Genomic DNA, 13,681 nt, shown 5'->3' with positions numbered 1-13,681 from the left:
CCATCGCTTTTTCCCTCCACCGGCGATTTCGCAGGTTCTCGCGAGGGACGCATTTCAAGGAGCTTTCATGACCAATTCATCGGCAAAACTCGAATTTGGCGGCAAGACCCTTGAACTGAAGGTTCGACATGGGACGGTTGGGCCGGATGTGCTCGACATCGCGCCGCTTTACAGGGAAACGGGAGCTTTCACCTACGATCCCGGCTTCACGTCGACCGCCTCCTGCGAGTCCGGCATCACCTATATCGACGGCGACGCCGGCGTGCTGCTGCATCGCGGCTATCCGATCGACCAGCTCGCCGAGCACGGCGACTTCCTCGAGGTCTGCTATCTGCTGCTCTACGGCGAACTGCCGACCAAGGCGCAGAAGGAGGATTTCGACTATCGCGTGACGCGCCACACCATGGTGCACGAGCAGATGTCGCGCTTCTTCACAGGCTTCCGCCGCGACGCGCATCCCATGGCCGTGATGTGCGGCGTGGTCGGCGCGCTGTCGGCCTTCTATCACGACTCGACCGACATCTCCGACCCGTACCAGCGCATGGTCGCCTCAATGCGGCTGATCGCCAAGATGCCGACCATCGCGGCGATGGCCTACAAGTACCATATCGGCCAGCCCTTCGTTTATCCGAAGAACGAACTCGGCTACGCCGCCAACTTCCTGCATATGTGCTTCGCCGTGCCGTGCGAGGAATACAAGGTGAACCCGGTGCTGGCGCGCGCGATGGAGCGGATCTTCATCCTGCACGCCGACCATGAGCAGAACGCCTCGACCTCGACCGTGCGTCTCGCCGGCTCGTCCGGCGCCAATCCGTTCGCCTGCATCGCCGCCGGCATCGCATGCCTGTGGGGGCCGGCGCATGGCGGCGCCAACGAGGCCGCCCTCAACATGCTCGCCGAGATCGGCTCGGTCGATCACATTCCCGAGTATATCGCCCGCGCCAAGGACAAGAACGATCCGTTCCGCCTGATGGGCTTCGGCCATCGCGTCTACAAGAATTACGATCCGCGCGCCAAGATCATGCACAAGACCTGCCATGAGGTGCTGGGCGAGCTCGGGATCAAGGACGATCCGCTGCTCGACATCGCCATGGAACTTGAGAAGATCGCGCTGACGGACGATTACTTCATCGAGAAGAAGCTCTATCCGAATGTCGACTTCTATTCCGGCATCACGCTGAAGGCACTCGGCTTCCCGACCACCATGTTCACCGTGCTGTTTGCCGTCGCGCGCACAGTCGGCTGGATCGCGCAGTGGAAGGAAATGATCGAAGACCCGCATCAGAAGATCGGCCGCCCGCGGCAGCTCTATACCGGGTCGCCGGAGCGGGATTACGTGCCGATCGCGAAGCGGTGACCGGAACACAGTGAGCAGTGAGCCGATCATTGCTCACCGTTCACTGCCAATCATCTTCCTGACCACCCCAGCCGCGATCTCGCCGGACGGTCGCTCGGTCGCCATGCGACGGGCGACTTCGGCGAAGCCAGCCTTTTGCCAGGCGCGGAGTTCTGTGTCGCCGAACAGCGCTTCCATGTGGCGCACGATCGTCTCGGCGCGGATATAGGGCGTGTAAACCTCCGTCACGACCGGCCGGTCGGCGATGATGTTGGGCAACAGCGCCGACCAGGTCGTGAGCATGCGCACCAGCAGCTTGCCCAGCGGGTCGATCGAATAGCAGGAATACATAGGCACGCCGCAGAGCGCGAGTTCCAACGACACCGTGCCGGAGGCGATCATGGCAGCGTCGGCTTGACCGAACGCCTCCCATTTCCCTTCCGGGTCGACGGTGATCTCCGGCTTGACTTCCCAATCCGCCGTCGCGGCGCCCACGGCCTGCAAGACATGAGGAACGGTCGGAAGCAATACCTTCAGCCGATGGCCGCGGCGACGCAGCGATGCAACCGCATCGCCGAAGAAACCGATCAGCCCCGATACTTCGCTGCGGCGCGATCCGGGCAGCACAAGCAGTGTTTTCTCCCTGTCGGGCGAAAGATCCTTCTTCTCCGCTTGCCGTGTCGCCGCGCGGAGTACGCCCGGCTCATGCGTCAGCCGGTGGCCGACATAGGTGCCGGGCGGGCCGCCAAGTCGGTCGAGTACTTCAACCTCGAAGGGCAGCACGCACAGGATGTGATCGACGTAGGCGCGCATCGCAGGCGCGCGCCCGGGCCTCCACGCCCATACGCTCGGGCAGACATAGTGCACGATGGGAATACCCGGCGCAGCCGCCCTCACTTTTTTCGCCACGCGCAAGGAAAATTCCGGGCTGTCGATGGTGATCAGACAATCCGGCTTCCACGCCGCGATCTCGCGCGCCGTCTGCGAAATGCGGCGCAACAGGCGCGGCAGGTCACGGACGATCGCGCTGAGGCCCATGAGGGCCACCTCCTGCGCGTCGAAGAGACTCTTCAGCCCAAGTTCCTCGAGGTGGCGGCCACCGACGCCACGCAGTTCGACGTCACAGCCGTCTGCGCGCAACGCCCGGATGATGTCGGCACCGAGAAGATCACCGGACTCCTCGCCGGCAACAACCGCAATTCTGAGCGGGCGCGCGGCGCTCATGGCCGCGGCTCTGGCGGCAGGCCGACGACGAACAGGCCAAGCGCATCCGCGCGCTCGACCACCTTGCCCCAATCGAGGATCAGCGACCGGCCGGCCTCGACGCCGATGCCAGCAAGACCGGCGGCATGGGCGCCGTCCACCGTCGCCGGCCCGATCGCCGGCAGATCCGCGCGCAACTCCTGATCGGGCTTGGCGCATTTGACGATGACGCCACGCTTGAGGTTGGCGATGCGGCCATGCCCGCGCAACTCCTTCGTGCGCGCAAGCAGCCCATCCGTACCCTCGATGCCTTCCAGAGCGATCACACGGCCATTGATCGACACCGCCGCCTGCCCGACATCCAGCGCCCCGATCGTTAGCGCAGCCTTGCGCGCGGCCTCCAGATCGCGCCAGTCGCCCGCTTCCGGCTCGGCCTGCGTGATTGCGCCCTCCGGCGCGAGCAGGTCCGGCACGATTTCGTGCGCGCCCACAACCTTCATGCCGGCTGCCTCGATATGGGCGATCAGCAGCTTCAGCATGCCGTTGTCGCCGCGCTTCAGGGCGCGCGCGAGGCGCGGCAGCGCCGCAAGCAGGCCGAGATTGATCCTGTAGGAGCCGATATTCGGCCGGCGGCCGATACCGCCCGCGAGAACGACATGCGTCACGCGCTTTCGCTTGAGAAGACCGCGCAGGGCGCCAGCCTCTTCCAGCGTCATCCGCTGGTGGTCGAAACTGTCGAGACCGGCATGCGCATCCGCCTCGCCGTCGATCAGGACGACAAAGGGGGCGTGGCCATACCACCGCAGGCTTTCGGCGACATTGACCGGAAGGCGGCCACTCCCGGCAATGACCGCGACGCGGTCGGTCGGTGCGAGATCTATACCGGCTGCAGGCCTAGACGTCGTCATCGTCGCCGGGATCGCGGCCTTTGCCGCGCGGCGGCACGCAGAAGTGGCGCTTGCCGCGACTGGTGATGAAATCGACGATCTTCATGACGGTCGGCGAACCGGAAAACTCGACGCGCACACGCTCGACGTTTTCGCTGACCGGGTGGGCTTCGTCGAACAATACGCGATAGGCTGCGCGCAACGTGTAGATTTCGGAGCGCGGAATGCCGGCGCGCTTCATGCCGATGATGTTGAAGCCGCGCAGATGGGCACGGTTGCCCTCCGCCATGCCGAACGGGATGACATCCCCGGCGATGCCGCATGCGCCGCCGATGAAGGCATTGTCGCCGATGCGCACAAATTGATGCACGGCGGTGAGGCCGCCAATGATGACGTTGTCGCCGACCTCGACATGGCCGCCCAGCGTCGCGGCGTTCGCAAAAGTGACGTTGTTGCCGACGATGCAATCATGCGCGATGTGCGTATAGGCGAGAAAATTGCCGTTCTCTCCCACGACGGTCGCGCCGTGGCTGGTGTCGGTGCCGGTGTGCATCGTCACACCTTCGCGGATCGTCGTGTTGCGGCCGATGGAAAGCGTGGTCTTGCCGCCCTTGTGCTTGGTATTCTGGGGCGGCGCGCCGAGCACGGCCTGGGGGAACACCTTGCACCCCTCTCCCAGCGTGGTGGCGCCCATGATGGTGACGTGGTTCAGCAATTCGACATTGTCGCCGAGGACCGCGTCGGCACCCACAACGCAAAACGGGCCGATGCGCACATTCGCGCCGAGCCGCGCGCCACGATCGACGATGGCGGTAGGATGTATGGCCACGCCGGTCGTCATTCTGCCGCCTGATCCGCCGACCTGGGCGTCATCATCGCGGAGATTTCAGCTTCCGCCACCTTCGCACCGTCGACAAGCGCCTCGCACTGGAAGCGCCATATGTTGCCACGCTTCTTCAGCCTCCTCACATGCAGTTCCACGCGATCACCCGGCACGACGGGCTTGCGGAACTTCGCATTGTCAATGGTGAGGAAATAGACGAGCGACGGCATGTTGCCGCCGGTGGAGAGCAGGCAGATCGCGCCCGCCGTCTGCGCCATGGCCTCGATGATGAGCACACCCGGCATGACAGGCTGTTCCGGGAAATGGCCCTGGAAATGCGGTTCGTTCACAGTAACATTCTTGATGCCGACAGCCGAATTGTCGCTGTCGATGTCAACGATGCGATCGACGAGGAGGAATGGATAGCGATGCGGCAAAAGCCGCAGCAAGCGCATGATATCCGCTGATTCGAGCACGGACGCTCCGCCCTCAGCCATCGGTCTCTTCCTTCTTCCTCTTCGACTTCGCGAGCGACCGCAGCATGGCGATCTCGCGGAAATGCGCCTTGACCGGCTGCGCCGGATATCCCGCCCAACGCGCGCCGGCAGGCATGTCGCTGATCACGCCCGAGGCGCCGGCCACCTGAGCACCGGCGCCGATAGTCACATGATCGGCAACGCCGACCCGGCCGCCTAGCATGGCGAAATCGCCCAGTGTCACCGAACCCGACAGACCGCAATGCCCGGCGATGATGCAGCCACGTCCGATACGGCAGTTGTGGCCGATCTGCACCAGATTGTCGATCTTCGTGCCCTCACCGATCACGGTGTCGTCAAGCGCGCCTCGATCAATCGTCGAGTTCGCGCCGATTTCGACATTGTCCTGAATGATGACCCGACCGATCTGCGGCACCTTCTCCGGTCCGTTCCGGCCGGGCACATAGCCGAAGCCGTCCTGCCCCAGACGCACGCCGCCATGAATGATGACCCGGTTGCCGACCAAGGCGTACTGGATCGAGGCGTTCGGGCCGACAAAGCAATCGCGGCCGATCTGGCAATTCCGCCCGACCACGACATTCGCCGCGATCACCGTCCCGGAGCCGACGGCGGCTCCTGGACCGATCACGGCTCCGGCTTCGATCACGGCACCAGCTTCGACAAGGGCGGTCGGGTCGATATGCGCTCGCGCGGAAACACCGGTCTCACCGGTTATGGAAGCCGGGAATGCGGCGTCCGGAAACAGCAACCGGCCGACCTGGGCGAAGGCGGCCTGCGGGTGTTTCGTCGCGAGAACGGCGATGCCCTCCGGAATCGCGGGAGCGAGTTCCTGCGAACAGAGGATCGCGGAAGCCGCCAACGCCGCGACATCGGCCGGCCGGCGTTTGGAATCGGCGAACACGAGAGCGCCCCTGCCACCTTCGGCAAGAGAGGATACGAACCCGATCTCGGCATTGCCATGCTGAGGCGTGAGCAGCGAAGCGCCCGTCAGCATGGCGATCTCCGCGGCAGTGAACCGCCGCGCCGCCACAAAGAAAACGGGATCCGTCATGCCAACCTTGCGCTCCGGGGCGCAAGGCCCCGGAAACCATACAACCGCGCTAGAACTTGTTGCTGATCGAGAAATTGAAGTTCTGCTCGTCGTCGGTGTCGAGTTTGGCGACCGGCACCGCGTAGTCGAAGCGCAGCGGCCCGAACGGCGACGACCAGATCACGCTGGCACCAACGGAAGCACGCCAGTCCATCTTGGTATTGGTAACAGGCGCATCCTCGATGTCGTTGCCGAAGAGCGTCGCCGCGTCCGCGAAGACCGCGCCGCGCAGGCCGAGGCTCTGCGGGATGCCCGGCATCGGGAACTGTGCTTCCGCGCTGACATTGAAGTAGGTCTTGCCGCCGAGGTGATCGCCCGTGAGCGCGTCGACGGGACCAATGCCTCCATACTCGAAACCGCGAATGATGCGGTCGCTGCTCTGGAAGAGATCGAAGGTCCTGAGACCGTCGTCGCCGATCGGTTCGACATGGCCGGCGCCCGCGACGAGCAAGGCGACGATATCCATCTCCTCGCTCAGCGTGCGATAATAGGTCGCCCGGCCGGTGACCTTGAAGAAGTTGGCGTCGCCGCCGATGCCAGCGAATTCCGTGCCGAAGGTCGCATAGAGACCCTGGCGCGGATTCTTCATGTCATCGATCGTGTTGTAGGTGAAGGTGTTACTGATCGACGACTTCACCCACGGGCTGTCCTCGACGGCGTTGATGATCGCGGTGCTGATGTCGCATTCGCCCGCATCGATCACGCCATTTTCGTTCACGTCGCAATCGTCCGTGAACTTGTATTTTTCCTGCGTGAAATTGTAGGCGATCTGCGTCGACAGGGCCTCGGTGATCGGGAGGCCGAAGCGGACCGTGGCGCCGTTCAGCTCGCGCTTGTAGTCATCGAAGTCGCGCGTCTGGCGATAGATGTCGAAGCCGGCAGCAATGCGGCGGCCGAGGAAATAAGGCTCCGTGAAGGAGATGGCATAGTCGCGAGAATTGCGCCCGCCACCAGCCGCGAGGCGGATGAACTGGCCGCGCCCGAGAAAGTTGCGCTCGACGATCGAGCCCTCGACCGTGGCGCCCGACGTTTCGCCGCCGGTGCTGTAGCCGCCGCCGACGGAGAACTCGCCCGTCGACTTGTCCATGACGTCGACGATCAGAATGACCTGATCCGGCTCCGAGCCGGGAGCCGTGGAAATCTCCACCGACTGGAAGAAATCCAGAGCCTCGAGCCGGCGCTTCGCACGCTGGATCAGAACCTGATTGAAGGCGTCGCCTTCGGAAATGTCGAACTCGCGGCGGATGACGTAATCGCGCGTGCGGGTGTTGCCGCGGATTTCGATGCGCTCGACATAGGTGCGGGCGCCCTGATCGATCGTATAAACGACTGAGATCGTGCGGTTCTCGTAGTTACGGTCACCGCGCGGCGTCACCTGCGCGAAGGCATAACCCATCCCCGCCAGACGCTCGGTGATCGCGACAATGGTGTCCTCGACATTCTTGGCGCTGTACACGTCGCCCGGATGCGTCTCGATCAGCGAATTGAATGCATCGTTCTCGACGCCAGGAATGGTGCTCTCGACGCTCACGTCGCCGAACGTATAGCGCTCACCTTCCTCGACCGTGATGGTGATCGTGTAATCGTTCGTCGTCGGATTGAGATCGCCGACTGCCGACAGGACCTGGAAGTCCGCATAGCCGCGATTGTAATAGAAGCGGCGAAGCGCTTCCTCGTCCGCGCGCAGACGATCCTCGTCATAAATATCGTCGCGCGTCAGCAACGAGAGGAAGGTCGAGCGCTTGGTCGAGATCACGTCGGCCAGACGCCCGTCGCGGAACGCGCTGTTGCCCACGAAATTTATCGCGGCGATCTTGGTACGGTCGCCTTCGTTGATCTGGAAAACGACGTTGACGCGGTTGTCGCCGAGGTCGACGACCTGCGGCGTAACCGTCGCATCGTCACGTCCGATACGGGAATAAGCCTGCCGAATCGTCTCGGCATCGGCCTCCATCGTCGCAGTGGAAAAGGCGCCGCGCGGCTTCAACTGGACCTGGCTGGCGAGAGCAGCGTCCTTGATCTTCTTGTTGCCCTGGAAGAGCACCTGATTCACGACGGAAAGCTCGCTCACCTCGACGACCAGCGTCGAGCCGACCTGGTTGACGCGCACATCGGAAAACAGGCCGGTGGCGAAAAGCCGCTTCACCGCCTCGTCGATGTCGTCATTGGAGAAGGAACGGCCGGGCGCGATGCCGACATAGCTGCGGACGGTCTCAGCGTCGACGCGCTGATTCCCCCGAACCTCGATCCGGCTTATGACCGCAGCCTGCGCTTCGGTCAGGGTGGCCAACTGGATCGCCACCGCACCTTGCAAGGCAAGGCCTGCGGTTAAAGCGAGCGCCGACACGGCCCCCATGAAACTCTTCGTTGCCTTCATCGGGCATCTAAACCTTTTTTCTCGAAGTCCCCACGGCGAGAAATCCGGACGTCTCGGTCTTCACGCTACCGTAATAGCCGGATTTTCCCTACACGCAAGGCTTCTGGTTAATTTGAATTTACTAAGGGTTCCGGCGTGGCTTTCTCGTCACGCCAAACCCGGCTCATGGTAAACGAAGCCTCAACAACCAGAGCCATGTGACGGAATTCCCTGACCTTTCAGCAGCCGAACAGATCGTTCCAGAAGACGAAGACCATGAAGCCGAGAACTAGGAACATACCGGTCCTGTAGAGCGCATCCATGAAGCGCTCGGAGACAGGACGCCGCATCACCGCCTCGGCCGCATAGAAAGCCAGATGGCCCCCGTCCAGAGGGGGAATCGGCAACAGATTCAATATGCCTATGCCCACCGAAAGCAGTGCGACAAGTTGCACCAGCCACTCGAAACCGAGCTTCGCCGCGCGCCCCGCCATGTCCGCGATCTTCACCGGCCCGCCAAGCTGGCAGCGGTCTTCACGGCCCACGACGAAGCGTTTCAGAAATTGACCGGTTCGTTCGACCACATGGCCGGTTTCCCTGACGGCTTCCACGAAAGCGCCGGCGGGCGTGTAGGTGATTAGCCGCGGTTCGCCCAGTTCCCTGTTGTTGATGACGCCGATGGCGGCAACCTTCACCTTGTTGCCGAGCGCGTCTTCCTGCTCCATCAACTCCGGCACGGCCTTTAGCGTGACTTCCTGGCCGTCGCGCAGGACCACGAAGACCAGTTCGTCCCCCGCCCTGCCCTGCACGAAGCGCTGCAGGTCGGCGAAGGTCTCGACCACATTGCCGTCCACCGAGACGAATCGATCGCCCGGCGTGAAGCCGGCCGCCGCAGCCGGACTGTCCGGACGAACCTCGGCGACAACGGGCTGCATGATCGTCTTGCCGTAGATCGAGAACAGCACCGCGAACACGGCGATGGTTAGCAGGAAGTTGAAGAGCGGCCCGGCGACCACCGTGGCGGCGCGCTTCCAGACCGGCTGGACATGAAATGCCTTCCGGCGCTCGGCCTCGGTCAGGAGATCGGAGGTATCGCCGCCGGGACTGCTGGTGACGCTCATGTCTCCGACGAACTTCACATAGCCCCCCAGCGGAATGGCGCACAGCTTCCAGCGCGTGCCATGCCGATCATTGAAGCCAAGAAGTTCCGGGCCGAAGCCGATGGAGAATGCGGTGACGCCGATGCCGCACCAGCGCCCGACGAGATAGTGGCCCATCTCGTGCACGAAGACGACGACCGTCAGGACGAAGAGGAAAGGGATGATGGTGCCGATCAGCAAGCCTTCGGTGCTGAAGATAGCGGAGAAGATGTCGCTCAAATTGGCACACTCAGCTTCTGGCAAGGATTCGTGACAGGTGACGGCGCAATGGCGGCGAATCCGTGGCTTGATTCAAGCGGCGCCCGCGCGGCACCCAATCCGCATCTGCGCGCTATCTGGTGAACAGCGCGTGAATCGGATTGTCGAGGCCGCCGGTTGCCGCCCCGATGACGTACAGAGCAAACGCCGCCGCGACAAGCCCGTCGACCCGGTCCATCACGCCGCCATGGCCGGGAATGACGGTGCCGGAGTCCTTCGCGCCATGACGTCGCTTTACGCCGGACTCGAAAAGGTCGCCGATTTGCGAAACGACAGACAGCAGAAGGGCGACGAGCGCGAGGAGCGGGAGGTTGCCAAGCCCCGCCGCGAGAGCGACGGCAAGGCCGCCGAGCACGCCGCCGGCTGCGCCGCCGATCGCACCGCTCCACGTCTTGCCGGGGGATATGGCAGGCGCAAGCTTTGGCCCGCCGACCGCACGACCGACGAAATAGGCAAGGATGTCCGTTGCCCACACGACGGCGAAAAGGAAGAGGATCGCGATCAGGCCGTTGGTATCCGCCCCCCGGAGGAACGCGAGCGACAACCCCGAAGCGCCGGCATAGGCAAGGCTCAGCGCGGTTTCGCCCCCCTGTCCCGTCGCCTTGCCGAAGGCAAAGACGAGAGCGGCGGCGGCCACCAGCGCGATGATCACGATCTCGGCGGAGTATCCGGCTAGCATCGCCAGCATCGCGATGGCGAGCATCGCGAAGGCGGCAACCCTGATGGCGCCGCCGCCCGGCCTCATGGACATCTGCGACCATTCGTAAAGGATCGCAAGCGCGATCAGCGCGGCAAGCAGCCTGAAGGCGATGCCGCCATACCAGGTGAGCGCGAGCACGACAGCGGCGAGACCGATGGAAGAGATGACGCGCAACTGAAGATTGCTGAGTTGACGCCCGGCAGGGGCGGAACCGCTCACGACGCCACGCCTTGTGCGGTCACGCCGCCGAAGCGGCGCTCGCGGGAGGCATAGATCCTCAGCGCCTCGTCGAGATCGGCCTTGCCGAAATCCGGCCAATAGCACGGAAGGAAGACGAGTTCGCTGTAGGCCGCCTGCCATGGCAGGAAATTGGAAAGCCGGATCTCGCCGCTGGTGCGGACGACGAGATCGGGATCAGGCATTTCCGCCGTATCCAGATAGCGCGCGAACACCGCCTCCGAAATATCCGACGGCGCCACCGCGCCCGCCTGGACGGCCCGCACGAGCTTCTGCGCAGCGCGCGCGATCTCGTCGCGACCGCCATAGTTGAACGCGATGACGAGATTGAGCGCGCGATTGCCGGCCGTCAGCATTTCGGCCTCTGTCAGCAGCGCGCGGATGTCGGGCGCCAGTCCCTCGCGGTCGCCGATGACGTGGACTCGGACGCCGCTCTGATGAAGCTCCGCCAGATCGCGGCGGATATAGATCTTCAGGAGACCCATCAGGTCGCTGACTTCCGATTTCGGCCGCGACCAGTTTTCCGACGAGAAGGCGTAGACGGTGAGCCAGCTAATCCCGGCGTCGCCAACGGCGCGCACCGTGCGGCGCAGCGCCTCGACGCCGGCCCGATGACCGGCAAGACGCGGCAGGCCGCGCGCCTTCGCCCAGCGTCCGTTGCCGTCCATGATGATCGCTATATGAGCGGGTATGGTCATCCCTGCCCTTCAACCGGACGGCAGGCCACAAAATGCGGCCTAAACGTGCATGATCTCAGCTTCTTTTTCCGAAAGCAGACTGTCGACCATCTGAATGGTCTCGTCCGTCATCTTCTGCACGCGATCCTGCTGGACGCGATGATCGTCCTGGCTGATGGCGCCGTCCTTCTCCGACTTCTTGAGGTGCTCCATGCCGTCGCGACGAACGTGGCGGATGGCGACACGGGCGTTCTCGGCATAGCCGTGGGCGATCTTGACCAGCTCCTTGCGGCGCTGCTCGTTGAGCTCCGGCAGCGGGATGCGCAGCGTCGTTCCGTCCATGATCGGATTGAAGCCGAGATTGGCCTCGCGGATCGCACGGTCAACAGCGCCGACCATGCTCTTGTCCCATACGGACACCGAGATCATGCGCGGCTCCGGCACCGAGACGTTCGCGACCTGGTTGATCGGCATGCTGGTACCATAGGCCTGCACCTGAACCGCATCGAGCAGGTTGCTCGATGCGCGGCCCGTGCGCAGCGACGCAATGTCATGCTTGAAGGCGCTGATGGCGCCGTCCATGCGCCGCTGCAAATCCTTGAAATCCGCCCCATCCGGCATCTTGTTCTCCTTTATCGACGAGGCCGCCAGGTCAGGCGTCAGCTACGACCGTGCAGCGTCCCGCGCCCTTCAAAATTTCCCCGAAGCCGCCTTTCTCGTGGATCGAGAAGACAATTATCGGGATGTGGTTTTCCCGCGCAAGGGCAATTGCGGCGGTATCCATGATCGACAGGCCCTGCTCCAGGACCTGCTGGTGAGTGATCCTATCGTAGCGCGTGGCGTTCGGGTCCTTCTTCGGGTCGGCCGAATAGATGCCGTCGACCTGCGTGCCCTTGAACAGGGCATCGGCGCCGATCTCGGCCGCGCGCAACGCGGCGGCGCTGTCGGTCGTGAAGAAAGGATTTCCCGTGCCGCCGGCGAAGATCACCACTTTCCCGGCGTCCATATAGGCTGTCGCCTGACGTTGCGAAAAGCCCTCGCAGAGCTCCGGCATGGCGATGGCCGACAGGACGACCGTATCGACGCCAAGCTTCACGAGCGAGGTGCGCAGCGCCAGCGAGTTGATGACCGTGCCGAGCATGCCCATGTGGTCGCCGGTAACGCGGTCCCCACCCTTGGAGGCAACGGCGACGCCGCGAAAAATATTGCCGCCGCCGATGACGACACCGACCTCGACGCCGAGCGCACGCGCCTCGGCAATGTCGGAGGCGATCTGGTCCACCACCTCGACATCGATGCCGAACCCCTGACGGCCCATGAGGGCCTCTCCCGACGCCTTGAGGAGCACACGCCGATAGAGGGGCTTCGCCGTCATTGTCTTCCTTGGATTCGCTGGATGCGGTGCTGCGATACACGAAGGGCGCCGCGATGTCACGCGACGCCCTTTCAGCAATACGCAGGAAGCGATTGATGCGGCGTTACTTCTTCACCGCCGCCGCGACCTCGGCCGCGAAGTCGCTCGCCTCCTTCTCGATGCCCTCGCCGAGCGCGAAGCGGATGAAGCCGGTGATCTTCGCCGGCGCGCCGATTTCCTTCTCGGCTTCCTTCAGCGCCTTCTCGACCGTCAGGTCGGGATTCATGACGAAAGCCTGCTTCACCAGCACGACCTCCTCGTAGAACTTGCGCAGACGGCCTTCGACCATCTTCTCAATGATGTTCTCCGGCTTGCCGGAAGCACGGGCTTGCTCAGAAAAGATGGCCTTCTCGCGCTCGACGGCGGCCGGATCGACCTCGGCCTCGCTGAGCGCAAGCGGGCTGGTGGCCGCGACATGCATGGCGACCTGACGAGCGAAAGCGCCTGCCTTCGCCGCATCGCCGGTGGTCTCGATCGCAACGAGCACGCCGAGCTTGCCGAGATTGTCGGCGACCGAATTGTGGACATAGGTCGCAACGGCGCCAGTCGGAACGCTGAGCTTGGCCGAGCGGCGGAAGCTCAAATTCTCACCGATGGTGCCGGCGGCATCCTTCACCGTGTCGGCCACGGACTTGTCCGAATGCGGATACTTGGCAGCCGAAGACTTCGCGTGGTCGCCGTCATGGGCGAGCGCCACCTTGGCGACGTTGCGCACGATCTCCTGGAAGGCCTCGTTGCGCGCGACGAAGTCGGTCTCGGAGTTAACCTCGACGATCGCGGCCTCGCGCAGGCCAGAATCGACGCCGATCAGGCCTTCCGCGGCGGTACGGCCGGCTTTCTTGTCAGCCTTGGCGATACCCTTCTTGCGCAGCCAGTCGACCGCGGCTTCCATATCGCCATTGGTCTCGGCAAGGGCGGCCTTGCAATCCATCATGCCCGCGCCGGTCAGCTCGCGGAGTTCCTTCACCTGTGCAGCAGAAATGCTCATCTCAAAACCTCTTGGTAAACACGGCGGCGCACCATCGATCCGATGATGCGCCGTT

13 protein-coding genes are annotated in these 13,681 nt (G+C 63.5%); 1 reads left to right on the top strand and 12 read right to left on the bottom strand.

Annotated features, from left to right (window positions below):
* Positions 1-67: 67 nt before the first annotated feature.
* Complete coding sequence (gene gltA / locus M9955_25625; protein ID MCO5085027.1) at positions 68-1,357, top strand: citrate synthase; 1,290 nt, start codon at positions 68-70, stop codon at positions 1,355-1,357.
* A 33-nt stretch (positions 1,358-1,390) separates the two neighbouring features.
* Here gltA and lpxB read toward each other — a convergent pair whose 3' ends face one another.
* From lpxB to tsf, 12 genes are all read right to left on the bottom strand, one after another.
* Positions 1,391-2,560 (bottom strand): lipid-A-disaccharide synthase, encoded by a 1,170-nt coding sequence (gene lpxB, locus M9955_25620; protein MCO5085026.1) that lies wholly within the window; start codon positions 2,558-2,560, stop codon positions 1,391-1,393.
* Positions 2,557-3,447 (bottom strand): UDP-2,3-diacylglucosamine diphosphatase LpxI, encoded by an 891-nt coding sequence (gene lpxI / locus M9955_25615; GenBank protein MCO5085025.1) that lies wholly within the window; start codon positions 3,445-3,447, stop codon positions 2,557-2,559. The genes lpxB and lpxI overlap by 4 nt, the downstream gene beginning before the upstream one ends.
* Positions 3,434-4,267 (bottom strand): acyl-ACP--UDP-N-acetylglucosamine O-acyltransferase, encoded by an 834-nt coding sequence (gene lpxA / locus M9955_25610; protein ID MCO5085024.1) that lies wholly within the window; start codon positions 4,265-4,267, stop codon positions 3,434-3,436. Before lpxA ends, lpxI begins: the two co-directional genes overlap by 14 nt.
* Positions 4,264-4,746 (bottom strand): 3-hydroxyacyl-ACP dehydratase FabZ, encoded by a 483-nt coding sequence (fabZ, locus tag M9955_25605; GenBank protein MCO5085023.1) that lies wholly within the window; start codon positions 4,744-4,746, stop codon positions 4,264-4,266. The genes lpxA and fabZ overlap by 4 nt, the downstream gene beginning before the upstream one ends.
* Positions 4,739-5,797 carry a UDP-3-O-(3-hydroxymyristoyl)glucosamine N-acyltransferase gene (lpxD, locus tag M9955_25600; protein ID MCO5085022.1) on the bottom strand — a complete coding sequence of 353 codons (1,059 nt, stop codon included), beginning with the start codon at positions 5,795-5,797 and terminating at the stop codon, positions 4,739-4,741. The genes fabZ and lpxD overlap by 8 nt, the downstream gene beginning before the upstream one ends.
* Positions 5,798-5,846: 49 nt before the next feature.
* Positions 5,847-8,213: an outer membrane protein assembly factor BamA gene (bamA, locus tag M9955_25595; protein MCO5085021.1), complete on the bottom strand. Its 2,367-nt coding sequence runs from the start codon at positions 8,211-8,213 to the stop codon at positions 5,847-5,849.
* Between the two features lie 218 nt (positions 8,214-8,431).
* Positions 8,432-9,571 carry an RIP metalloprotease RseP gene (gene rseP, locus M9955_25590; GenBank protein MCO5085020.1) on the bottom strand — a complete coding sequence of 380 codons (1,140 nt, stop codon included), beginning with the start codon at positions 9,569-9,571 and terminating at the stop codon, positions 8,432-8,434.
* A 112-nt stretch (positions 9,572-9,683) separates the two neighbouring features.
* Positions 9,684-10,529, bottom strand: a complete 846-nt coding sequence (locus M9955_25585) for a phosphatidate cytidylyltransferase (protein MCO5085019.1) — start codon at positions 10,527-10,529, stop codon at positions 9,684-9,686.
* The gene (locus tag M9955_25580) at positions 10,526-11,245 is read right to left on the bottom strand and encodes an isoprenyl transferase (GenBank protein MCO5085018.1); all 720 of its coding nucleotides are present in this window, start codon (positions 11,243-11,245) and stop codon (positions 10,526-10,528) included. Before M9955_25580 ends, M9955_25585 begins: the two co-directional genes overlap by 4 nt.
* Before the next feature lie 39 nt (positions 11,246-11,284).
* On the bottom strand, positions 11,285-11,845 hold the full coding sequence (gene frr, locus M9955_25575) for a ribosome recycling factor (protein ID MCO5085017.1): 561 nt from the start codon (positions 11,843-11,845) through the stop codon (positions 11,285-11,287).
* Positions 11,846-11,876: 31 nt separating this feature from the next.
* Positions 11,877-12,599 (bottom strand): UMP kinase, encoded by a 723-nt coding sequence (pyrH, locus tag M9955_25570; protein ID MCO5085016.1) that lies wholly within the window; start codon positions 12,597-12,599, stop codon positions 11,877-11,879.
* Positions 12,600-12,702: 103 nt separating this feature from the next.
* Positions 12,703-13,626 (bottom strand): translation elongation factor Ts, encoded by a 924-nt coding sequence (gene tsf / locus M9955_25565; GenBank protein ID MCO5085015.1) that lies wholly within the window; start codon positions 13,624-13,626, stop codon positions 12,703-12,705.
* Between the last annotated feature and the right edge of the window lie 55 nt (positions 13,627-13,681).

Source organism: Rhizobiaceae bacterium (genome assembly GCA_023953845.1).
Taxonomy (GTDB): Bacteria; Pseudomonadota; Alphaproteobacteria; order Rhizobiales; family Rhizobiaceae; genus Arvimicrobium.
Note: the sequence above shows the minus strand (reverse complement) of the source record. Positions and strands in the feature narration are given on the sequence as shown.